At 66.3% G+C, this 23149-nt stretch carries 20 protein-coding genes; 18 read left to right on the top strand and 2 right to left on the bottom strand.

The features are described from left to right. Positions 1 to 45: 45 nt before the first annotated feature. The 16 genes from AC2TZ7_RS15555 (at position 46) to recN (ending at position 18528) form a co-directional block, all read left to right on the top strand. Complete coding sequence (locus tag AC2TZ7_RS15555) at positions 46 to 1245, top strand: NAD(P)-dependent alcohol dehydrogenase (protein WP_489864922.1); 1200 nt, start codon at positions 46 to 48, stop codon at positions 1243 to 1245. A 106-nt stretch (positions 1246 to 1351) separates the two neighbouring features. Continuing rightward, complete coding sequence (locus AC2TZ7_RS15550) at positions 1352 to 1786, top strand: cyclophilin-like fold protein (RefSeq protein WP_489864921.1); 435 nt, start codon at positions 1352 to 1354, stop codon at positions 1784 to 1786. Positions 1787 to 1861: 75 nt separating this feature from the next. Continuing rightward, complete coding sequence (locus AC2TZ7_RS15545; RefSeq protein WP_489864920.1) at positions 1862 to 3091, top strand: FAD-binding domain-containing protein; 1230 nt, start codon at positions 1862 to 1864, stop codon at positions 3089 to 3091. Positions 3092 to 3241: 150 nt separating this feature from the next. Further along, on the top strand, positions 3242 to 4408 hold the full coding sequence (locus AC2TZ7_RS15540) for a peptidoglycan glycosyltransferase FtsW (protein WP_098411433.1): 1167 nt from the start codon (positions 3242 to 3244) through the stop codon (positions 4406 to 4408). A gap of 18 nt (positions 4409 to 4426) precedes the next feature. Then, entirely contained in the window at positions 4427 to 5530 is a 1104-nt protein-coding gene (locus AC2TZ7_RS15535; protein WP_098411432.1) for a UDP-N-acetylglucosamine--N-acetylmuramyl-(pentapeptide) pyrophosphoryl-undecaprenol N-acetylglucosamine transferase, read from the top strand. Beyond that, a complete protein-coding gene (gene murC, locus AC2TZ7_RS15530; RefSeq protein ID WP_078523001.1) occupies positions 5527 to 6936 on the top strand; it encodes a UDP-N-acetylmuramate--L-alanine ligase in 1410 nt (469 codons plus the stop codon). Before AC2TZ7_RS15535 ends, murC begins: the two co-directional genes overlap by 4 nt. A gap of 84 nt (positions 6937 to 7020) precedes the next feature. Next, positions 7021 to 8211, top strand: a complete 1191-nt coding sequence (locus tag AC2TZ7_RS15525; protein ID WP_489864919.1) for an APC family permease — start codon at positions 7021 to 7023, stop codon at positions 8209 to 8211. Beyond that, complete coding sequence (locus AC2TZ7_RS15520) at positions 8208 to 8459, top strand: DUF2484 family protein (protein WP_489864918.1); 252 nt, start codon at positions 8208 to 8210, stop codon at positions 8457 to 8459. The genes AC2TZ7_RS15525 and AC2TZ7_RS15520 overlap by 4 nt, the downstream gene beginning before the upstream one ends. A gap of 48 nt (positions 8460 to 8507) precedes the next feature. Next, entirely contained in the window at positions 8508 to 9440 is a 933-nt protein-coding gene (gene murB, locus AC2TZ7_RS15515) for a UDP-N-acetylmuramate dehydrogenase (protein ID WP_489864917.1), read from the top strand. A gap of 66 nt (positions 9441 to 9506) precedes the next feature. After that, positions 9507 to 10421, top strand: a complete 915-nt coding sequence (locus tag AC2TZ7_RS15510; protein ID WP_489864916.1) for a D-alanine--D-alanine ligase — start codon at positions 9507 to 9509, stop codon at positions 10419 to 10421. Continuing rightward, the gene (locus tag AC2TZ7_RS15505; RefSeq protein WP_489864915.1) at positions 10409 to 11374 is read left to right on the top strand and encodes a cell division protein FtsQ/DivIB; all 966 of its coding nucleotides are present in this window, start codon (positions 10409 to 10411) and stop codon (positions 11372 to 11374) included. The genes AC2TZ7_RS15510 and AC2TZ7_RS15505 overlap by 13 nt, the downstream gene beginning before the upstream one ends. After that, positions 11371 to 12696, top strand: coding sequence for a cell division protein FtsA (gene ftsA, locus AC2TZ7_RS15500; RefSeq protein ID WP_078522995.1), 1326 nt, complete (start codon positions 11371 to 11373; stop codon positions 12694 to 12696). The genes AC2TZ7_RS15505 and ftsA overlap by 4 nt, the downstream gene beginning before the upstream one ends. A gap of 269 nt (positions 12697 to 12965) precedes the next feature. Continuing rightward, the gene (gene ftsZ / locus AC2TZ7_RS15495; RefSeq protein WP_489864914.1) at positions 12966 to 14675 is read left to right on the top strand and encodes a cell division protein FtsZ; all 1710 of its coding nucleotides are present in this window, start codon (positions 12966 to 12968) and stop codon (positions 14673 to 14675) included. Between the two features lie 233 nt (positions 14676 to 14908). Next, positions 14909 to 15829 carry a UDP-3-O-acyl-N-acetylglucosamine deacetylase gene (gene lpxC, locus AC2TZ7_RS15490; RefSeq protein ID WP_489864913.1) on the top strand — a complete coding sequence of 307 codons (921 nt, stop codon included), beginning with the start codon at positions 14909 to 14911 and terminating at the stop codon, positions 15827 to 15829. 179 nt (positions 15830 to 16008) lie between these two features. Beyond that, positions 16009 to 16857: an outer membrane protein assembly factor BamD gene (locus tag AC2TZ7_RS15485; RefSeq protein ID WP_176536038.1), complete on the top strand. Its 849-nt coding sequence runs from the start codon at positions 16009 to 16011 to the stop codon at positions 16855 to 16857. A gap of 21 nt (positions 16858 to 16878) precedes the next feature. Continuing rightward, positions 16879 to 18528 (top strand): DNA repair protein RecN, encoded by a 1650-nt coding sequence (gene recN, locus AC2TZ7_RS15480; protein ID WP_489864912.1) that lies wholly within the window; start codon positions 16879 to 16881, stop codon positions 18526 to 18528. A gap of 28 nt (positions 18529 to 18556) precedes the next feature. On the opposite strand, the gene AC2TZ7_RS15475 is transcribed toward recN, so the two are convergent. Further along, positions 18557 to 18949 carry an SgcJ/EcaC family oxidoreductase gene (locus AC2TZ7_RS15475; RefSeq protein ID WP_078542649.1) on the bottom strand — a complete coding sequence of 131 codons (393 nt, stop codon included), beginning with the start codon at positions 18947 to 18949 and terminating at the stop codon, positions 18557 to 18559. Next, positions 18946 to 20322, bottom strand: a complete 1377-nt coding sequence (locus AC2TZ7_RS15470; RefSeq protein ID WP_489864911.1) for an FAD-binding oxidoreductase — start codon at positions 20320 to 20322, stop codon at positions 18946 to 18948. Before AC2TZ7_RS15470 ends, AC2TZ7_RS15475 begins: the two co-directional genes overlap by 4 nt. Positions 20323 to 20499: 177 nt before the next feature. Between AC2TZ7_RS15470 and AC2TZ7_RS15465 the strand changes: the two genes are divergently transcribed. Together AC2TZ7_RS15465 and AC2TZ7_RS15460 are read left to right on the top strand one after the other, a co-directional pair. Further along, the gene (locus AC2TZ7_RS15465) at positions 20500 to 21888 is read left to right on the top strand and encodes a bifunctional enoyl-CoA hydratase/phosphate acetyltransferase (protein ID WP_078571677.1); all 1389 of its coding nucleotides are present in this window, start codon (positions 20500 to 20502) and stop codon (positions 21886 to 21888) included. Then, on the top strand, positions 21885 to 23057 hold the full coding sequence (locus AC2TZ7_RS15460; RefSeq protein WP_489864910.1) for an acetate/propionate family kinase: 1173 nt from the start codon (positions 21885 to 21887) through the stop codon (positions 23055 to 23057). The genes AC2TZ7_RS15465 and AC2TZ7_RS15460 overlap by 4 nt, the downstream gene beginning before the upstream one ends. The last annotated feature ends 92 nt before the right edge of the window (positions 23058 to 23149 follow it).

The raw sequence follows: 23149 nt of genomic DNA, 5'->3' as shown, positions 1-23149 counted from the left end.
CTTGTTCCGGCGCTCTTCGTCAGTTCCCGAAAAAGGAGGCCCGAGATGTGCCAGTCCTGCAATGACACGTTCCAAACCCTGACCCGCGATGGCGAAAGCCGCCGCAATTTCCTGCGTAGCGGCGCGGCACTGGCCGCAGCCCCCTTGGCGGCGAGCGTCGCCACGCAAGCGGCCGCGCAAGAGGCCGGGGCATCGCTCGAAGCCTCCGAGGTGCAGGCTTGGGCGGCCTTCGACACGGAAGGCAGTTTCGCGCCGCATACGATCCCGCGCCGTGCCGCTGGCCCGAAGGATGTCGTGGTCGAGATCATGTATAGCTCGATCTGCCACTCGGATATCCACACCTACAAGGGCGACTGGGGGATGCCGCAGTTTCCGCTTGTTCCCGGCCACGAGATGGTCGGCCGGGTCGTCGGTACCGGGGCGGAGGTCACCAAGTTCCGCGAGGGCGATATCGCCGGGGTCGGCACGATGGTCGACAGCTGCGGCACCTGCGCCAATTGTCTGGCCGACCGCGAACAGAACTGCCTCAACGGCACGACCTTCACCTATAATTCCGAGGACAAGATCTCGGGCGGGGTGACCTATGGCGGCTATTCCAAGAAGATCGTCGTGAAGGAAGACTTCGCGCTGCGCATCCCGCCGGGGGTCGATCTGGCCGGGTTCGCGCCGCTTCTTTGCGCGGGGATCACCACCTTCTCGCCGATCAACCACTGGGATCTGCAGCCCGGCCAGCGCTACGGCGTGATCGGCATGGGCGGTCTGGGCCATCTCGCGGTGACGCTGGCGGCGGCGAAAGGGGCCGAGGTCGTCGTCTTCACCACTTCCGAGGACAAGATCGCCGATGCCAAGGCTTTCGGTGCCGCCGAGGCCTATCTCTGGTCCGACGAGGCCGCGATGCGGAGCCAGATGGGCAGCTTCGATCTGATGCTCTCGACGGTTCCGGTGGCCTATCCGATGCAGCAATTCCTGAACCTGCTCAAGCTCGACAAGACGCTGGTCAATGTCGGCGCGCTGTTCCCGATCGAGGGGGCGCAGGGGATGATGATGGGCTTCGGACGTCAGAGCCTCGCGGGCTCGATGACCGGCGGCATTGCCGAAACCCAGCGCGTGATCGACTTCGCCGCGCATCACGGGGTTGCGGCCACCTACGAGATGATCACCCCCGAGCAGATCGGCGAAGCCTGCGAGAAGGTCGTAAACAAGCAGGCGCGCTATCGTTATGTGATCGACATGACCAAGGCCTGAAACGGCGACTGATGAGTGCCGCTCATCTGTGGCAGTATTGCGCGGGGGGTAATCCTCCCGCGCAATCGCGCTTAGATTTGTCTTCAGCAGCAGGAGGGCATCGGCCATGAGCTTCACGAAGTTTCTGACACCCGTCGCGGCGCTATGCGTCGCCGCCAGTATGGCCTGCGCTCAGGAGACGAAAGGAGACAGCATGATCCCGATCATCGTGACCGCAGGCGAGACGGTTCTGACCGCCAAGCTCGACGACACCCCCGCAGGGCGCGACTTCGCGGCGCTCATGCCGATGGAGCTGACCCTGCGCGACTACCACGGCATCGAGAAGATCGCCGATCTGCCGCGCAAGCTCGACACGACCGGCGCGCCGCGCAGCTACGAGCCGAAGACGGGCGACATCACGCTTTATGCGCCGTGGGGCAATCTCGCGATCTTCTACAAACCCTTTGCCAACTCGCCGGGCCTTGTGCGGCTGGGCGCGTTCGACGGGTCGCTCGAGGCGCTGATGAGCAATCCGACGGTTCGGTTCGAGCGGGCCGAGTGAGGGGGGTGCACCCCTGAAGTGATCGCATATCCTCTCGGCGGCGTAGATCGGTAGCCCGACCCGGAAGGAGATGCCGTGACCGCTGCCGCGCCTTTGCCATTGCCTGCCGCCACCCGCGCTGCGGGCGAGGACCGTTTGACGCGGTTCGCCCCGAAGATGGGCGCGGATTACGCGCAGGGGCGCAATTTCGATCACGGGGCGGGGCGGCACTCGGCGGTCTCGCAACTGTCGCCCCATCTGCGGCGGCGTCTTGTGCTCGAGCGTGAGGCGGTGGCGCGGGCGCATGGGCCGGAGGCTGCGGAGAAATTCGTGCAGGAGGTGCTCTGGCGGGGCTATTTCAAGGGCTGGCTGGAGCATCGTCCGGAGGTCTGGGCGCGCTATCGGGACGGCTTGGCGCAAGACCTCGCCGCGCTGGAGGATGCCCCCGATCTGGCCGCGCGCGTGGCCGAGGCCGAGGCGGGCCGCAGCGGGATCGCCTGTTTCGACGCGTGGGCGCGTGAGCTGCGCGAGACCGGCTATCTGCACAATCACGCCCGGATGTGGTTCGCCTCGATCTGGATTTTCACCTTGCGGCTGCCATGGCGGATCGGGGCGGATTTCTTCTATCGCCATCTGCTCGACGGCGATCCGGCCTCGAATACGCTCAGCTGGCGCTGGGTGGCGGGGTTGCATACGCGGGGCAAGTTTTACGCCGCCGAGGCCGCAAATATCGCGCGCTATACCGGCGGGCGGTTCGCGCCCGATCCCGCGCAATTGGCGGAGGTGAGCGCGGGGCTGGAGGCGGAAGAGCCTCAGGGGCTGCCCCCGGTCGCGCCATTGCGCGCGCCGCGCGCCCCGCAGCCGGCGCTGCCCACGGCGCTTCTGATCACCGAGGAAGATTGCCGTGTCGAGGATTTCGATCTGAGCGCGTTCGATCTGCGCGGGGCCGCGACCCTCAGCGCCAGCCACCTGCGCTCGCCGCGCAAGGTAGCGCCGCATGTCGCGCGGTTCGAGCGGGATGCGCTCGCCGATGCCGCTGAGCGCGCCTGGGTGCCGGACGTGCAACGCCTGAACGCCGGTGATCCGTCAGCGCTGCTCGATTGGGCGCAAAGCCTCGGCGTGCGGCAGCTCGTGACGCCCTACATCCCGGTCGGGCCGCTCGGCGATTGGCGCCAGAGCGCGGAGGCGGCGCTGGGCGGGCGCGGTGTCGCGTTGTGCGAGCTGACGCGGGAGTGGGATCGCGTGATCTGGCCCCATGCCACGGCCGGGTTCTTCAAGGTCAAAAAGAAACTCCCTCAAATCCTTGCAGAGCTTGGCCTGGCCTGAGGGCAGGGGGAATTGCGTGCGCCCTTGCCGATCATCGCCGAGTGATCGCGCCTCTTCGGAATTTTCCTAGTCATCTCAAAGCTTTTGGGCTACGATTCCGATCAGACCCGGAAAACGGGCGTATTCGAGGCAGTAACGGCAGTATAGCCCATGACAGAAATGGCATTCGGCACCGTCCCCGTGCGGGCCGGTGAACCCGTCCTACCGAAATGGTGGCGCACGATCGACAAATGGGCGCTCGGCGCCGTTTTGGCGTTGTTCGGCCTTGGCATGTTGCTGGGGCTCGCAGCCTCGGTGCCGCTGGCAGAGCGCAACGGTCTTGAGCCTTTCTATTACGTCAAACGACAGGCCTTCTTCGGGGTGGTGGCACTGGGCGTGATGTTGGGCATCTCGATGCTCGACCCCAAACAGGTGCGCAGGCTTGGCGTGATCGGCTTCGTCGGCGCCTTCGTCGCGGTGATGCTGCTGCCGGTGCTGGGCACCGATTTCGGCAAGGGCGCGGTGCGGTGGTATTCCTTCGGCTTCGCCTCGATCCAGCCGTCCGAATTCCTCAAGCCCGGTTTCGTCATCATCTCCGGCTGGTTCATGGCCGCAGCCCATGACGTCGGAGGCCCCAAGGGGCGGCTCTATTCCTTCCTGCTGATGGTCATCATCGTGGTGGCGCTCGCGCTGCAACCCGATTTTGGTCAGGCCTCGCTGGTGCTGTTTGCGTGGTCGGTGATGTATTTCATCTCGGGCGCGCCGATTGCGCTGCTCACAGGGATCGGGGCGCTGACCGTGGCGGGCGGCTTCTTCGCCTATAACTTCTCGGAACACTTCGCGCGCCGGATCAACGGTTTCCTGTCGACGGATGTCGATCCGCGCACCCAGATCGGCTACGCGACCAACGCGATCCAAGAGGGCGGGTTCTTCGGCGTGGGCGTGGGGCAGGGCTCCGTGAAATGGTCGCTGCCCGACGCGCATACCGACTTCATCATCGCTGTCGCGGCCGAAGAATACGGCCTGATCCTCGTGCTGGTCATCATCGCGCTTTATGCGACCGTGGTGATCCGCTCGCTGCTGCGCCTGATGCGCGAGCGCGATCCCTTCACCCGGCTCGCAGGCGCGGGTCTGGCCTGCGCCTTCGGCGTTCAGGCGATCATCAATATGGGCGTCGCGGTGCGCCTTCTGCCCGCGAAAGGCATGACTTTGCCGTTCGTCAGCTACGGGGGCTCTTCGGTCATTGCTTCGGGGATTGCGGTGGGTATGTTGCTCGCGCTGACTCGGACCCGGCCGCAGGGACAGATTTCGGATATTCTCGCCCGTCGCGGTCGCTAAAACCCTCAGGAGGGGGACATGGCCAAGGACACGACCCCGCTACTGCTGATCGCCGCTGGCGGCACCGGCGGGCATATGTTCCCCGCGCAGGCGCTGGCCGAGGCGATGGTGCGCCGGGGCTGGCGCGTGAAGCTGTCCACGGATGCGCGCGGGGCGCGCTACGCGGGCGGCTTTCCCCATACGGTGACTGTGGAGCAGATCGCCTCGGCGACGTTTGCGCGCGGCGGCGCGCTCGGCAAGCTGGGCGTGCCGTTCAAGATCGCAGGCGGCGTGGCCTCGGCCATCCGCAAGAACCTGTCGGACAAGCCGACGGTGGTGGTGGGCTTCGGCGGTTATCCGACGATCCCGGCGCTGTCCTCGGCGGTGGTCCTGGGCATCCCCCGCGCCATTCACGAACAGAACGGCATCATGGGCAAGGTGAACCGCGTCTTCGCCAAGAAAGTGAACCGCTTCGCCTGCGGCACCTGGCCGACCGATCTGCCCGAGGGGGTGCAGGGCGAGCATACGGGCAACCCGGTGCGGGCTGCCGTGCTGGAGCGTGCGGGCGCGGCCTATATCCCGCCGGGCGACTACCCGATGTCGGTCCTTGTGATCGGCGGCTCGCAGGGCGCGCGCATCCTGTCGGACACGGTGCCGGCGGCGATGGCGAGCCTTCCGCAAGCCGCCCGCGCTAATCTGCGCGTCTCCCATCAGGCGCGCCCCGAAGATCTCGACCGGGTTGTGGCCGCCTATGACGCGGCGGGCATCAGTGCCGAGGTCGAACCCTTCTTCAACGACGTGCCGCGCCGTCTCAGCGAATGTCAGCTGGTGATCTCGCGCGCCGGTGCGTCCTCGGTCGCGGATATCTCCGTCATCGGGCGGCCCGCGATCCTGATCCCCTATGCCGCCGCCGCGGGCGATCACCAAGCGGCCAACGCGCGCGGTCTCGCGAAGACCGGCGGCGCGATCACCATCCCCGAGAGCCAGCTTTCGACCGAGAGCCTCGCGGAGCAAATTTCACTGGTGCTGGACAACCCCGAGGGTGCGCTGCAGATGTCGCGCGCCGCCCTCTCCTACGGGGTGCCGGACGCCACCGAGCGGCTCGTCGCCCTCGTCGAAGACCTAGCAGGAAAGACCAAATGAACGCGACCAAACTGCCCGGAGAACTCGGCCCCATCCATTTCGTCGGTATCGGCGGGATCGGCATGTCCGGCATCGCCGAAGTGCTGATGACGCAGGGCTTCACGGTTCAGGGCTCGGATGCGAAGTCCTCCAAGATCACCGACCGTCTGGCGAAGCTGGGCGCGACCATCTTCGAGGGCCAGCGCGCCGAGAATATTGGTGAGGCGGGCGTTGTGGTGATCTCCACCGCGATCAAGCCGGGCAATCCCGAGCTGGAAGAAGCGCGCCGTCGCGGTCTGCCCGTCGTGCGTCGCGCCGAGATGCTGGCCGAGCTGATGCGCCTGAAATCGAACATCGCGATCGGCGGCACCCACGGCAAGACGACGACCACGACGATGGTCGCGACACTTCTGGACAAGGGCAATTTCGATCCGACCGTGATCAATGGCGGGATCATCCACGCCTATGGATCGAACGCGCGCGCAGGCGCGGGCGAGTGGATGGTGGTCGAGGCCGACGAGAGCGATGGCTCGTTTAACCGTCTGCCCGCGACCATCGCCATCGTCACCAATATCGACCCCGAGCATATGGAGCATTGGGGCTCTTTCGATGCGCTGCGCAAAGGGTTTTACGATTTCGTCTCGAACATCCCGTTCTACGGATTGGCTGTCTGCTGCACCGATCACCCGGAAGTGCAGACGCTGGTCGGCAAGCTCAACGACCGCCGCGTCGTGACGTTCGGCTTCAACGCGCAAGCCGATATCCGCGCGATCAACCTGCATTACGATGCCGGCGTCGCGCATTTCGACATCGCGCTGCAGGGCGAAGAGGGCAAACCGGTGATCGAGGGCTGCACCCTGCCGATGCCCGGCGATCATAACGTCTCGAATGCGCTGGCCGCCGTCGCGGTGGCGCGCCATCTCGGGATGAAGATGGGCGAGATCAAGGAAGCTCTGGCGAGCTTTGGCGGCGTGAACCGGCGCTTCACCAAGGTCGGCGACGTGCTGGGCGGGGTCACGATCATCGACGATTACGGCCACCACCCGGTCGAGATCGCCGCCGTGCTGAAAGCGGCGCGTCAGGCGGTGAAGCCCGGTGCGCGGGTGATCGCGGTTCACCAGCCGCACCGCTATTCGCGTCTGCATTCGCTGTTCGACGATTTCTGCACCTGTTTCAACGAGGCCGATGTGGTCGCCATCGCCGAGGTCTTCTCGGCGGGCGAGGAGCCGATCGAGGGGGCTACGCGCGACGATCTGGTCGCCGGGCTGATCGCGCATGGTCACCGTCATGCTCGTGCCATTTTGTCGGAAGATGATCTGGCTCGGCTGGTGCGTGAACAGGCGCGTCCCGGCGATATCGTCGTCTGCCTCGGGGCGGGGACGATCTCGACCTGGGCGAACAACCTGCCTGCGAAGCTGGGGGGCTGAGCAGGCGCCGGGGCGACCCGGCACGACATCAAGAAGGTTTGCGGCGCTGCCACGTCGTCTTATGTGGGCAAGAAGGGCCGCGTCATGCGTGACGAGACGCATCTGAAACGTCGATTGGGTCCGTGGCTGATGACCGGCTACGGGGTCGGCGTCATGGTGGGTGCGGGCATCTATGTGCTGGTCGGCGCAGTCGCCGCGCAGGCTGGCATCTGGGCGCCGCTGGCCTTCGTTCTGGCGGGGCTGATCGCGGCGCCCTCCGCGCTGTCCTATGCCGAATTGTCCTCGCGCATCCCCGAAGCCGCCGGAGAGGCCGCCTTTGTCGAGGAAGGGCTGCGCAGCCATGCGCTGGCTCTGATCGTGGGGCTTGGCATCGTGGTCGCGGGCACGGTGTCGGCGGCGGCGGTGCTGCGCGGCGGGGCGGGCTATCTGACGCTGCTGGTGCCGCTGCCGGTCGAGGGCGTGATGATCGTCTTCGGGCTGGCGCTGATCGGCGTCGCCTGCCTCGGCGTGCTGGAATCCGTGGGGCTCGCCGTGGCGCTGACGCTGGTCGAGGTGGTCGGGCTCGCACTGGTGATCTGGGCGGGGGTCTCCGCCGATCCGAGCCCCGATCTCACGCCGCTGCCCGCGCCGCATTGGGCCGGGATCGCGGCGGCCGCGTCGCTCGCTTTCTTCGCCTTCATCGGCTTCGAGGACATGGTGAACATGTCCGAGGAGATGCGCGACCCGATCCGCGACATGCCGCGCGCGATCCTCGCCGCGCTGGCGATCACCGCCGTGCTCTATCTGACCGTCAGCTACGCCGCCGTGCGCGCGGTGCCGCTGGCCGATCTCGCCCGCTCCGAGCAGCCGCTGGCGCTGGTCTGGCAGTCGGCAGGGCACGGGCCGGGCATCCTCGCCGCAATCGCGGTGGCGGCGGCGCTGAACGGGGTGCTCGCGCAGGTGGTGATGGCGGCGCGCGTGCTGTTCGGTCTGGGCCGTCGCAGTCCCGCGCTGTCCGTCTTCCATCAGGCGCATCCGCGCTTCGGCACGCCGGTCCTCGCGACTCTTCTTTGCGGTATGGCGATGATTGCGCTTGCGCTCGCCGCTCCGGTCGAGCAATTGGCCGGCATCACGTCGAAGGTGCTTCTGGGCGTCTTCCTTCTCGTTAACTTGTCTCTCGCCGCGCTGAAAAGCCGGTCCGACTATGCGCCGTTCAAGGTGCCGATGGCGGTGCCGGTGGTGGGCGCATTGGTCGCCGGAGCGGCCCTGATCGCAGCCCTGGGAGGTTTCTCATGACCGTCTCGCTCGTTCTTGCCTGTGTCTGGGCGCTCATTGCCACGCTGATCGCGATGGGACCGAGGCGGTTCCATTGGCCGGGCGCCTGGGGGCTGATCGCGGTGGGCGTGCCGCTGGTGGGCTGGGTGACGTTTCAGAACGGCCCGATCTGGGGGCTGCTGGTTCTGGCGGGCGGCATGTCGGTGCTGCGCTGGCCGGTGATTTTTCTGGTCCGGGCGCTGCGCGGCACGCGCGACACCGCCGAATGAGATAGGCAGCGCTTGCCTCGCCGCGCGCGCGAGGCTACGTCATCGGCCATGACAGAAAGCCCTTCGACCTATACCCCGCGCGGCGCGCTGACGCCGAACCGTCCGCTCGACTCGCTGACCTGGCTGCGCGTGGGCGGCCCGGCGGACTGGCTGTTCCAGCCTGCCGATGAGGATGACCTTGCAGAGTTCCTGAAAGGGTTGCCCGAGGAGATCGCGGTCTTCCCGATGGGCGTGGGCTCGAACCTGATCGTGCGTGATGGCGGGCTGCGGGCGGTGGTGATCCGGATGGGGCGGGGCTTCAACGGGATCGCCTGTGAGGGCGGGACGGTCACCGCAGGCGCGGCTGCGCTGGACGCCCATGTCGCGCGCAAGGCGGCGCAGGCGGGGCTCGATCTGACCTTCCTGCGCACCATTCCCGGCGCGATCGGCGGGGCGGTGCGGATGAATGCGGGCTGCTACGGCACCTATGTCGCCGATCACCTGATCGAAGCGCGCGCGATCACGCGGGAAGGGGAACGGGTCACGCTCACGCCCGGGGATCTCAACTTCGCCTACCGTCAGAGCGACCTGCCCGAAGGCTGGGTGCTGATCGGCGCGACCTTCCACGCTGAGGCGGGCGAGCCCGAAGCGCTCGAGGCGCAGATGGCCGATCAGCTCGCCAAGCGCGACGCGACCCAGCCCACCAAGGAGCGCACCGCCGGATCGACCTTCCGCAACCCGGCGGGCTTTTCCTCGACGGGCCGCGCCGACGACACGCATGAGTTGAAGGCCTGGAAGGTCATCGACGATGCCGGAATGCGCGGCGCACGCATCGGCGGCGCGCAAATGTCGGAAAAACACAGCAACTTTATGATCAACACTGGCGGGGCGACCGCGGCCGATCTCGAAAATCTCGGGGAAGAGGTGCGCAAAAAGGTTGTGCAATCGAGCGGAATTTCGCTAGAGTGGGAAATCATGCGTGTAGGAGAATTCGAGGCGTAAGACCTCCACCCTGCAACGCAATTACCGGACGGGGGCCAACCCCCGCATGAGGCGAAAGTAGCGGGTATGTCGAGCAGGGCATCCCACCGTGTGGCGGTTCTTCTGGGCGGCCCTTCTGCTGAGCGGGAGGTGTCTCTGTCCTCGGGGCGCGAATGCGCCAAGGCGTTGCGCACGGCGGGTTTCGAAGTGATCGAGGTCGACGCGGGAGAGGATCTTCCGCAACGGCTGAGCGATGCCGCGCCCGATTGCGTTTTCAATGCTTTGCATGGTCGCTGGGGCGAGGATGGCTGCGTTCAGGGCATGCTCGAATGGCTCCGCATCCCCTATACGCATTCCGGTGTGCTGGCCTCGGCGCTGGCGATGGACAAGGCCCGCGCCAAGCAGGCCTTCGCCGCGGCGAACCTGCCGATCGTGCAATCCGTGATCGCCACCAAGGACGACGTGATGGCGCGGCACGTGCTGCCCGCACCTTATGTCGTGAAGCCGAATAACGAGGGCTCTTCGGTCGGCGTCTATCTGGTGATGGACGGGGCGAACTCGCCGCCGCAACTGTCCGCCGAGATGCCCGAAGAGGTTATGGTCGAGACCTACGCCCCGGGCCGCGAGCTGACAGTTTCCGTGATGGGCGATCGCGCGCTCTGCGTCACTGAGATCATCACCGAGGGCTGGTACGACTATGACGCGAAATACCGCCCCGGCGGCTCGCGTCACGTTCTGCCCGCCGAAATCCCCGTCGAGATCACCGAAGCCTGCCTCGATTACGCGGTTCGCGCGCATCAGGTGCTGGGCTGCCGGGGGCTCTCGCGTACCGATTTCCGCTGGGACGAGGGCAGGGGGCTCGCCGGTCTGGTGCTGCTGGAGACCAACACCCAACCGGGCATGACGCCCACCTCGCTTTCGCCCGAACAGGCCGCCCATTGCGGCATCGATTTCCCCGAGCTCTGCGCGTGGTTGGTGGAGGACGCCTCATGCGGCCGCTAAACGGGACCCCGCCGCGCGAGGCCCCCGGGCATCGCCAAGGCCCCTCGGGCGGTATGGGCCCGCGCGTCTATCAGCGCTCCAAACGTCCCGCGCGCCGCGATCCCGCGCCCTCGCGGCTGGCTTTCAAGCTCGAGCGGCTCTGGCTCACGCCTGCGGTGCGCGCCTTCACCCGGATCGGTGTGCCGATTGTTCTGATCGTCGCGGGTCTCGGGGTGTGGCTCGGCGATCCGGGCCGCCGCGCCGATCTCGTCGCGCAGGTGCAGGATGTGAAGGACGCGATCGAGCATCGCCCCGAATTCATGGTCAAACTGCTCAAGATCGAGGGTGCGAGCCCCGAGGTCGCGCATGCCGTGCGCGCGATGCTGCCGGTGGGGCTGCCCGCGTCCAGCTTCGATATCGACCTCGACGCCTATCGCGACACGATCCGCCGCCTCGATGCGGTGGCTGATGCGCGGCTGGTGATCCGCCCGGGCGGGGTGCTCGAGGCCGATGTGACCGAGCGCGTGCCCGCGATCCTCTGGCGCCAGCCTGCGGGGCTTGAGATGCTCGACGCGTCTGGCCACCGGGTCGCCACGCTGATTTCCCGCGAGGCGCGGCCCGACCTGCCGGTGATTTCCGGCATGGGCGCGGATAAGGCGGTGCCCGAGGCGCTGGAAATCATTGCCGATGCCGGTCCGCTTCTGCCGCGTCTGCGCGGGCTGGAGCGGCTGGGCGAGCGCCGCTGGGACATGGTGCTCGATCATAACCAGCGCATCATGCTGCCCGAGACAGACCCCGTCGCCGCACTCGACCGCATCCTCGCGCTCAACACCGCCGAGGATCTGCTCGCCCGCGATTTCACCGTGATTGATTTTCGAAACAAGGACCGTCCGACGATCCGGCTCAGCGATAACGCGCTCGCCGAATTCCGCCGGGTGCAGTCTGACATTCTCAAAGCGAGGGCCACGCAATGACCGATCTCTACGAGTTCCAGCGCGCAATGCGCAACATGCGTAAGGCAGCGATGCAACGGGGCGTGATCGCGCTTCTCGATATCGGCAGTTCCAAGATCGCCTGCCTCGTTCTGAAATTCGACAATCCCAACGGGTCTGAGGACGAGGATTCGCTGGCCGGGCACGCCTCTGTGCGGGTGATCGGGGCCGCGACGACCCGTTCGCGTGGGGTGCGCTTCGGCGAAATCGACGCGATGGCAGAGACCGAGCGCGCGATCCGGACCGCCGTGCAGGCCGCACAGAAGATGGCCAATACCCGCGTCGATCACGTCATCGCCTGTTTCGCGGGCGCCGAGCCGCGCTCCTACGGGCTGGCGGGCGAGATCGAAGTGCAGGGCGATCAGGTCACCGAGGTCGATGTGAGCCGCGTGCTGGCATCCTGCGATATCCCGCCGCTCGGGGCAGGGCGCGAGGTGCTGCATGCGCAGCCGGTGAACTTTGCGCTCGATCACCGCTCGGGTCTGGCCGATCCGCGGGGTCATGCGGGCCAGCGGCTCGCGGTCGACATGCATCTGCTGACCGTCTCCGACACCGCGATCCAGAACCTGATCTATTGCATCCGGCGTTGCGATCTCGAACTCGCGGGCATCGCCAGCTCGGCCTATGTCTCGGGCGTCTCCAGCCTCGTCGAGGACGAGCAGGAGCTGGGCGCGGCCTGCATCGACATGGGCGGCGGCGCGACCGGCGTGTCGATCTTCATGAAGAAACACATGATCTATGCCGACGCGGTGCGGCTGGGCGGCGAGCATGTCACCCGCGACATCGCGGCGGGGCTGCGGGTGCCGATGTCGGTGGCCGAACGGATCAAGACCTTCCACGGCGGCGTCGTCGCCACCGGCATGGACGATCGCGAGATGATCGAGCTGGGCGGCGACTCCGGCGACTGGGAAAAAGACCGCCGCCAGGTGAGCCGCGCCGAACTGATCGGAATAATGCGCCCGCGCGTCGAGGAGATCCTCGAAGACGTGCGTGCGATCCTCGATGCCGCGGGCTTCGAGCATCTGCCCTCGAAGCAGATCGTGCTGACGGGCGGGGCGAGCCAGATCCCCGGTCTCGACGGGCTGGCCGCGCGAATCCTCGGCCAGAATGTGCGGCTCGGACGGCCGATGCGGGTGCAGGGTCTGCCGCAGGCCGCGACTGGGTCGGGCTTCTCTTCCGTGGTGGGGCTGTCGCTTTTCGCGGCGCATCCGCAAGACGAGTGGTGGGATTTCGAGATGCCCCCCGAAACGCTGGGCGGGCGCTCGCTGCGCCGGGCCATCCGCTGGTTCCGCGATAATTGGTGAAATGTTGCAAAAGTGAAAATCGACTGATCTCAGACGCCTGTCGCGCGAACTTCAAGTTCGCGTAGCGGCGGCGGTCTGACTGCATCATCCACACAATATCCTGACGCTTGCGCGAAATACCGCTGGTAACGGAATCTGGAGCTCCAGATTTTGTGGTCCGAAGCGGTTTTTTGCGTGACGCTGCGGCGATTCATCGCTAAAATCGGTCTAATTTCCATTGAAATCGGCCTGGGACAGGGTCGGGCAGCAACAACAGGCGGACATACCACATGGCGTTGAATTTGATGATGTCAGAGCACGAGGACCTGAAGCCCCGGATCACCGTATTCGGCGTCGGGGGCGCGGGCGGGAACGCGGTCAACAACATGATCGAGCAGCAGCTTGAAGGCGTGGAATTCGTGGTTGCGAATACCGACGCTCAGGCGCTGCAGCAGTCCAAGTCGCAGGCCCGGGTCCAGATGGGCACCAAGGTCACCGAGGGTCTGGGCGCCGGCGCCCGTCCCACCGTGGGGGCCGCAGCTGCCGAAGAAAGCATCGAGGCGATCGTCGACCATCTCGCCGGCGCGCATATGTGCTTCATCACCGCCGGCATGGGCGGCGGCACCGGCACCGGGGCTGCTCCGATCATCGCGCAGGCCGCGCGTGAGCTGGGCGTGCTGACCGTCGGCGTCGTGACCAAGCCGTTCCAGTTCGAAGGCTCCAAGCGGATGCGTCAGGCCGAGCAGGGCCTCGAAGAGCTCCAGAAGGTCGTCGACACGCTGATCATCATTCCGAACCAGAACCTGTTCCGTCTGGCCAATGAGAAGACCACCTTCACCGAAGCCTTCTCGATGGCGGACGACGTTCTGTATCAGGGTGTGAAGGGAGTGACCGACCTGATGGTTCGTCCGGGCCTGATCAACCTCGACTTCGCCGACGTGCGCGCGGTGATGGACGAGATGGGCAAGGCGATGATGGGCACCGGCGAGGCGACGGGCGAAGATCGCGCGGTTCAGGCCGCCGAGAAGGCCATCGCGAACCCGCTCCTCGACGAGATCTCGCTGGCAGGCGCCAAGGGCGTGCTGATCAACATCACCGGCGGCTATGACCTGACGCTGTTCGAACTCGACGAAGCGGCCAACCGCATTCGCGAAGAGGTCGATGCGGATGCCAACATCATCGTCGGTTCGACGCTGGACCCCGAGATGGAAGGCGCGATGCGCGTCTCCGTGGTCGCGACCGGTATAGACGCGCTGGCCACCCCGGCAGAAGTCCCGGTGCCGCGCCGCACGCTCGCCGAGCCGCTGAAGCCCGCGGAAACCGCAGCCGAAGCTACCATCGAGCATGCGCCCGCTCCGGCGCCGCAGCCCGCACCGGCCCCGCAGCCCGCGCCGCAACAGGCGCCGGCCGCTCAGGCAGCCCCGCAGCCCGCGCCGCAACCGCAACCGCAGCAGGCCGCACAAGAGCGGACCCTGTTCGACGCGCCCGCAGCCCGCGCCACGATGGAGCCGCCGCGCGCTCAGGAAGCCGCTGACGACCTGCCGCCGCCGGCCTATCGTCCGCAGCCCGCGCCCGCGCAGGACCTGCATGTCGAAGACGGCGCGCATGACTATGTCGCACCGCGTCCGCGTCAGCCCGGCACCCCGTCGCCGGAAGCCCTGCGTCGTCTCGAGGCGGCGGTGAACAAGGCGCCGTCGAGCGCGCCCGCGCAGCGTCCGATGGCGGCGACTCGCCCGGCCGCACCGCAGCAGCCGCAACCGCAGCCGCAGGCAGAGCGTCCGCGCTTTGGCATCAACTCGCTGATCAATCGCATGACTGGCCATGGCCATGCCGAGCAGGGCCACGCGCCCCAGCAGCCCGCTCCGCAGCAGCCCGCGCCGCAGCCCCAGCAGCAGCGTCCGCAGACCGCTCAGCCGCGGGCCGAGGCCTATGATGACGAGCAATCCGAGGATCAGGATCGCATCGAGATCCCGGCATTCCTGCGCCGTCAGGCGAATTAATCGCTCACAAAGACTTCACGAAACGTCGAAAAAGGCCTGCGAGAGCGGGCCTTTTTCTATTCTAAATCAGAGATTTATGTGCGTTTGCGCGGCGTTCCGCCCGATCGCGGACGCAATGTTTCAGGCCGTTACAAAGAGTGAATTGTTAACCCCGCCGTCTCTGACTAACTGATGCTGCGGCTCTCGGACCCGTGTGTTCGTGGATCGCCAGAGAAAAAAGTTGTGAGGTTATCGTGCAGACGACGCTTGCCAAATCCGTGGCCTTTTCCGGCGTTGGGCTCCATTCGGGCGCCCCGGTCGAGATGCATGTGCATCCGGCGCCTGCGGGCCATGGGATCGTGTTCCGTCGCACCGATGTGTCGGGCGTGAACCCGCGCGTGCCCGCTTTGTGGAGCAACGTGCCGAGCGCGACGCTCTGCACGCTGATCGAAAACGAAGACGGCGTTCAGGTCTCCACGATCGAGCACCTGATGGCGGCTCTCGTGGGCTCGGGCATCCACAACGCGCTGATCTCTCTGGACGGGCCGGAAGTGCCGATCCTCGACGGGTCTTCGGCCCCGTTCGTCGTGGCGTTCCGTGAGGCTGGCTTGCGTGAGCTTGCCGCTGAACTGCGCGCGATCCGCATTCTCAAGCCGGTCGAAGTGCGCAACGGTCAGGCCGTGGCGCGCATTGAACCTGCCGCGGGCCTCGAGATCGATTTCGCGATCGACTTCACCGACGCCGCGATCGGTCGTCAGAGCAAACGCCTCAAGATGGCCAATGGCGCCTTCGTGCGCGAGCTGATGGACAGCCGCACCTTCTGCCGCCTCGCCGATGTCGATGCGATGCGCGAGAAGGGGCTCAGCCTCGGCGGCACGTTCGAGAATGCCGTGGTCGTCGATGGCGACAAGGTGCTCAGCCCCGGCGGTCTGCGTCACGCGGATGAACCCGTGCGCCACAAGATGCTCGATGCGCTTGGCGATCTCGCGCTTGCGGGCGCACCGATCTTCGGGCGCTATCGCGGCAACCGCGCGGGTCATGCGATGACCAACCAGCTTCTGCGGGCGCTGTTCGAGCGCCCCGATGCGTGGTGCTGGGAAACCTGCTCGCCCGCACAGGCTTACAGCCTGCCCGGCGCGGGTGTATGCTCGGCAGAGGCACTGGCATCGGCCTGAACGCATCGCGGCCCGGTCACGGGTTCGCGGGCATCGGGAAAAGGGGCGTCAAAACCCGCAAAGGCATTTTGCGCCCCGGATTTTTCTATGCTAGGACATGCCGAACGGCCTCCGAAACGGGGTAGTGATTGACGGGTCCGGGGCCTTTCTCCGGCAACGAAAGAGGGATGGGGCAGGGCATGGCGCGCGGCAAACTGGCGGCAGCGAAACTCGGGGCTCTTGGTCTTGTAATGGCGCTTTCCGCCTGCGGTACTGACCCGAACAAAACACCGAACCTCGAAAACTTCACGGCCAAGCAAATCTACGAGCGCGGCGAGTACGAGCTTGAGGTCGGCAATCCGCGCCGCCCCAATACCGCGCTGAAGTATTTCTCCGAGGTCGAGCGGCTTTACCCCTATTCGCAATGGGCCAAGCGCGCGTTGATCATGGAAGCCTATGCCCAGCATAAGGCGAAGAACTACGAAGAAGCCCGCGCTTCGGCGCAGCGATTCCTCGACACCTATCCGGGCGACGAAGACGCGGCCTATGCGCAGTATCTTCTGGCGCTCAGCTATTACGATCAGATCGACGAGGTCGGCCGTGATCAGGGCCTGACCTTCCAGGCGCTGCAGGCGCTGCGCGACGTGATCGAGAAATACCCGGATTCGGAATACGCCCAGTCGGCGATCCTGAAATTCGACCTCGCCTTCGACCACCTCGCGGGCAAGGAGATGGAGATCGGGCGTTACTACCTCAAGCGCGGCAACTACACCGCGGCTATCAACCGCTTCCGCGTGGTGGTGGAGCAATTCCAAACGACGAGCCACACGCCCGAGGCGCTGGAACGTCTGGTGGAGGCCTATCTGGCACTCGGCATCACCGATCAGGCGCAGACCGCAGGCGCGATCCTCGGCCACAACTTCCAGTCCTCGCCCTTCTATCAGGACGCTTACAACCTGCTGCAAAAGCGTGGGTTGAAGCCCGAGGCGAAGGGCGATGGTTGGCTGTCCAGCGTGTATCGGCAGGTGGTTCAGGGTAAGTGGCTCTGATCGGGGCCCTAATGGTCTGACATGCTGCATTCGCTGGATATCCGCGACATTCTGATTATCGAGAGGCTGGAGCTGGACTTCGGCCCCGGCCTCAATGTGCTGACCGGCGAGACCGGGGCGGGCAAGTCGATTCTGCTCGACTGTCTGGGCTTCGTGCTGGGCTGGCGCGGTCGGGCCGAACTCGTGCGTCAGGGCGCCGATCAGGGCGAGGTGACGGCCGTGTTCGAGCTACCTTCCGATCACCCCGCGCGCGACGTGTTGTCCGAAGCTGGCATTCCTATTTCAGACGAATTGATCCTGCGCCGGGTGAATGCGCGCGACGGCCGCAAAACCGCCTGGATCAACGACCGCCGGGCCTCGGGCGACGTGCTGCGGCAGGTCTCCGCCTCGCTGGTGGAACTGCACGGCCAATCCGACGATGGCGGTCTGCTCAACGAGCGCGGGCACCGGGCGCTGCTCGATGCCTTCGCGGGCCATTCCGATCTGCTGGAGGCCACCCGCGCGGCGTGGAAAGCGCGGGCGGCGGCGGCGCGCAAGCTGGAGGCGGCTCGCAGCTCGCTCGCGGCGGTGAAGGAGGAAGAAGAATTCCTGCGCTATGCGGTGAAGGAATTCGATACGCTCGATCCGAAACCCGGCGAGGAAGCCGAGCTCGACAGCCAGCGCCGCCTGATGCAGGGCGCCGCGAAAATCCGCGAGGATGTGTCGCGCGCCTTCGCCGCCCTCGGCCCGGAAGGGGCGGAAGGGATGATGCGCGATGCCGATCGCTGGCTGCAGGGCGCGGCGGACCGGGCCGAGGGGCGGCTCGATGCGCCGCTGGAAGCCTTGGAACGTGCCTTCCTCGAACTGGGTGAGGCCGCGCAAGGCGTCGAGACCGCGCTGGATGCGCTCGATTTCGATCCCCATGCCCTGGAAGCCTGCGAGGAACGGCTGTTCGCAATCCGCGGTCTTGCGCGCAAACATAGCGTGCTCGCCGATGAACTGGCCGATTTCGCCGAAGGTCTGCGCGAGAAGCTTGCCGCCCTGGATGCGGGCGAGGAGGGGATCGGCGCGCTCGAGGCCGATCTCGCGAAAGCAGGCGCAACCTATGAGAAGGCCGCCGCTGCGCTGTCGAAGGCGCGTGCCGAGGCCGCGGGGCAGCTCGACGCCGCAATGGCGGGCGAGTTGGCGCCGCTGAAGATGGACCGCGCCGTGTTCGAGACGCGGATCTCCGCGGGCGAGCCCGGTGCCGAGGGCACCGATACCGTGCGCTTCACCGTGGCCACCAACCCCGGCGCGCCAGCAGGGCCGCTCAACAAAATCGCGTCGGGTGGCGAACTGTCACGCTTCCTGCTTGCGCTGAAAGTCGTGCTCGCGCGCGGCGCCGATACGCTGACCCTGATCTTCGACGAGATCGACCGCGGCGTGGGCGGGGCGACCGCCGATGCCGTCGGTCGCCGTCTGGCGAAACTGGCCGAGGGCGCGCAGGTCCTCGTCGTCACCCATTCCCCGCAGGTCGCTGCCCGTGGCGCCACCCATTTCCGCGTCGCCAAATCGGTCAACAACGACATGACCACCTCCGAGGTCCGCGCGCTGGCCACAGCCGAGCGCACCGACGAAATCGCCCGCATGATCGCAGGCGCCGAAGTCACCGAAGCCGCCAAGGCCGCCGCGCTGGATCTGCTGAAGGGTTAAGGGCAGGGGAGGCTAGGCTCCGAGGGGCTTACCCCGCCTCCACCACGAACTGCGCGGCGACGATTTCCCAGCCCGCTGGCGTCAGCCCGAGCGTTGCGGCCAGCGTGCAGCCGATCCGGCCTGCATCGGCGCCGTTTTCGGTGATGATCCCGGTCAGGACGAAGCGTTGGAGGACGACCGCGGCCTCGGCGCCGACGGCGCGCGATTTGGCCTTGCCGGTCACCAGTCGCGCGCGCGAGAAGGCGCCGGCGAGTTCGCCTGCGAACAGCTCCGCGATCTGGGTGCGGCCCGAGGCGATCCCGCCGGTGAGCGAGATGAAATCGGCGTCTTCCGCGAAGAAGCCCGCCAGCGCCTGCGCGTCGCGCGCGCCCCAGGCTTTCGCGAATGCGCGCGGCAGCGCGTCCGGGGTCTCGAAGCTCATTCGTTCTGCTCCACCAGTTTGCCGGGATTGAGAATGTTCTGCGGGTCGAGCGCGCGCTTGATCTGGCCCATCACGTCCCAGCCCGCGCCATGCTCACCACGCATATAGCCCATCTTGCCCATGCCGATGCCGTGCTCGCCGGTGACAGTGCCCTGCATCTCCAGCGCGCGTTCGGCCATCTTCGCGGCCACCTGCTTGGCGCGTTTGAACTCGTCCTTGTCCTCGGGATCGAGCAGCAGGACCGAGTGGAAATTCCCGTCGCCGACATGGCCCACCACGGGGCCGATCAGCCCGGCCTCGAGGATGTCACGCTTGGTCGCGGCCACGGCCTCGGCCAGCCGGGAGATCGGCACGCAGATATCGGTCACCAGCCCCATGCAGCCGGGGCGATGCGCGATCGTGGCGGGGTAGGCGCCGTGGCGCATCTTCCACAGCTTGTTGCGGTCCTCGGTCGTCGTCGCCCATTGGAAATCGGCGCCGCCCATCTCGGCCACGACTTCGCCGAAGCGCTCGGACGCCTCGGCCACACCGCTTTCCGATCCGTGAAACTCGATCATCAAATGCGGTTTCGCGGGGAAATCGGTGCCGTTGGCCTCGTTGAAAATCTGCGCGGTGAGGTCGTCGACGAATTCGATGCGGGCCATCGGGATGCCCATCTGGATCGTCATCTGCACCGTCTCGACCGCCGCTTCCAGCGTGTCGAAGGCACAGACCGCAGACGAGATCGCCTCGGGCTGGCCATGCAGGCGCAGCGTCAACTCGGTGATGATCCCGAGCGTGCCTTCCGAGCCCACCATCAGCGCGGTCAGATCGTAGCCCGCCGAGGACTTCTTCGCGCGGCTGCCGGTGCGGATGATGCGGCCATCGGCCAGCACAACCTCCAGCGCCGCCACATTGTCGCGCATCGAGCCGTAGCCGACCGTCGTCGTGCCGCTCGCCCGGGTTGCCGCCATCCCGCCCAGCGAGGCATTCGCGCCCGGATCGACCGGGAAGAACAGCCCCGTCGCGCGCAGGTCTTCATTCAGCGCCTCGCGGGTCACGCCGGGCTGGACGCGCACCTGCATATCCTCGGCCAGAACGTCGAGCACGCGGTCCATCTTCATCAGATCGAGGCTGATCCCGCCGCGCACCGGCACGGCATGGCCTTCCAGCGAGGTGCCCGTGCCATAGGGCGTGATCGGCACGTCATGGGCGGCGCAGATTTTCACGATCGCGCTGACTTCCTCGGCGCTGATCGGATAGGCCACCGCATCGGGCGGCGCGAAAGTAAACCATGTCTCGTTGCGGCCGTGCTGGTCGCGCGCGCCTTTCGAGGTGTCGAGCCGGTCGCCCAGCAAAGTTTCGAGTTCCGCCAGCGCCTCTGCCAATGCCATGCACGCCTCCCATTCTTGCTGCCCAAGCTTTAGGCTCAGCCGCGCGCGAGTGAAAGGGTTCCTGCGGTTTGTCGGCGGTTTTTGTCTCGGATCAAGGATTTGTCGCAAATCTCTGCCTAGCTAGCAGCGCGCAGGTCCGGCAGACTTGCGCAGCAGGCAATGAAGAAGGAGCGCGCAATGATTTTCGAGAGCCGGAAATGGGACGAGATCGAGGTCGGTCAATCGGCGGAGTTGAAGCGGCTGTGCACGGCCGATGATTTCTACGTCTTCGCGGCGGCTTCGGGCAATCACAACCCGGTTCATCTGGAGGCCGAGGACGGCGATGGCGACGGTCAGAAGGAGGCCTATGCGCCCGGCATGTTCGTGGCCTCACTGATCACCGCCGTGCTGGGCAATCTGCTGCCGGGGCCGGGGACGCTCTATCGGTCGCAAAGCCTGCGCTTCCACGATCTCGCGGCCGCCGGGCAGGAGCTCTGCGCCCGCGTCGAGGTGCTCGAGAAGCTACCCGGCGATCTTCTGCGGATGAAGACGGAAGTGCGCCGTGTGGGCGATGACGCGCTGATCGTCGAGGGCGAGGCCGAGGTCCATGCGCCGCAGAAACACCTGAAATTCGATGCGCTCGAAGTGCCGGGCCTGATCTCGCAGCGCCACCGCCATTTCGAGAAACTGCTGGAGAAAGCCGAGCCGCTGCCCGATCTGGTCACCGCCGTTGTTTGCCCCGAAGAGCCGGTGTCGCTCGACGGCGCGCTCCTCGCCGCCGAACATCACCTGATCGAGCCGCTGCTGATCGGCCATCCCGAAAAGATCATGTCCGTCGCGAAGGAACTGGGCCGCGACGTGACCAAGTTCGAGATCCTGCCCGCAGAGCACCCCCGCGATGCAGCCCGCATGGCGGTGCAGCTGGTCAATGAGGGGCGCGCCGGTGCGGTGATGAAGGGCCACCTGCATACCGATGCGCTGCTGAAGCCGATGCTCGACAAGGCGACGGGGTTGCGGGTCGGCAAACGCTTCACCCATGTCTTCGTGATGGACGTGCCCGGCGTCGTGCATCCGCTGATCGTGACCGATGCCGCGATCAACATCGCGCCCGATCTCGAGACCAAGGTGCATATCGTGCAAAACGCGATCGACGTGGCGATCTCGATCGGGATCGAGGTGCCGAAAGTGGGCGTGCTGTCGGCGGTCGAGACCGTGACGCCCGCGATCCCGTCCTCGCTGGATGCGGCGCTTCTGTCGAAAATGGCCGAGCGCGGGCAGATCACCGGAGGCGAGGTCGATGGGCCGCTGGCGATGGACAATGCCGTCGATCTGGCCGCCGCACGCACCAAGGGCATCCGCTCGGCCGTGGCGGGCCGGGCCGAGGTGCTGGTAGCACCCGGCATCGATTCCGCGAATATGCTGGCCAAGCAGCTCGCCTATATCTCCCACGCGGAAGGGGCGGGGCTGATGCTGGGCGCGAAGGTGCCGGTGATCCTGAACTCGCGCTCGGATAGCGGGATGGCGCGGCTGGCCTCCGCCGCCGTGGCCTCGATCCACTACCACCGCACCTGTGGGGACCGCGCATGAGCACCCGTGCGATCCTGACGCTGAACTCCGGCTCGTCCTCGCTGAAACTGGGGCTGTTCTCGGAAGACCTTGACACGCTCGCACTTGGCCATGTCGACCGGATCGGGCGGCGCGAGGCGGCGATGAAACTCAGCGGCCCCGATGGCGCGCCACTGCCGCTGCCCGCCTCCGCCCCGGACGATTTCGCGACCAATGCGGCGGCTCTGCATACCGCGCTTGCGGCGTTTCAGGCGGCCTTTCCCGGCCTCGAGGTGATCGCGGTCGGCCACCGGATCGTGCATGGCGGGATCGACCATGCCGCCCCCGAGCCCCTGTCCGAACCTCTGATGAAGGAGCTGGCCAAGCTCGCCCCCTTCGCGCCGCTGCACCAGCCGCATAACCTTGCGGGCGTACGTGCCGCGGTCGATACCTTCCCCGGCACGCCACAGGTCGCCTGCTACGACACGGCCTTTCATCGCGGCCATCCCTTCGTGAGCGACACCTTCGCCCTGCCGCGCCGCTATTACGAGAAAGGTGTGCGCCGCTACGGCTTTCACGGGCTGAGCTACGATTTCATCAATGGCGAGCTGACCCGCACCGAGCCCGAGTTGCACAAGGGGCGGATGATCGTGGCGCATTTAGGCTCAGGCGCGTCGATGTGCGCGATCGAGAATGGCCAGTCCGTGACCTCGACGATGGGGTTCTCCGCGCTCGAAGGGCTGCCGATGGGCACGCGTCCGGGCGAGCTCGATCCCGGCATCCTGCTCTACATGATGGATCAGGAGGGGATGAGCGCGTCCGAGATCTCGACGCTGCTCTACAAGGAATCCGGGCTTCTGGGCATGTCCGGCATCTCCAACGATATGCGCACGCTGGAAGGATCAAGCGACCCCAAGGCGAAAGAGGCGATCGACTATTTCTGCTTCCGCATCAAGCGTCAGATCGGCGCGATGGCGGCGGCGATGGGCGGCTTGGACGGGATCGTCTTCACCGGCGGGATCGGAGAGAATTCGGCGCGCGTGCGCGCGCAGGCCTGCGACGGTCTGGGCTTCCTCGGGGTGGAGATCGACGCCGCGGGCAACAGCGCGAATGCGCGCGAGATCGGGAAGGGCGCGGTGCGGGTGCTCGTGATCCCGACCAATGAGGAAATCGTCATCGCGCGGGCGGCGAAGGCCGTGCTCGACCTGTAAACGACGGCGCTTGCGGGTCCTGCGGGACGCTCCGCGGGGGATATTTGGGCCAATACGAAAGCGGGCGCCCTGCTTTTCGGCTTGGCAGAAGT

It is taken from the genome of Thioclava sp. ISO4 (assembly GCF_058105145.1).
The sequence above is the reverse complement of the archived record's forward strand: the minus strand, read 5'-3'. Positions and strand labels throughout refer to the sequence as shown.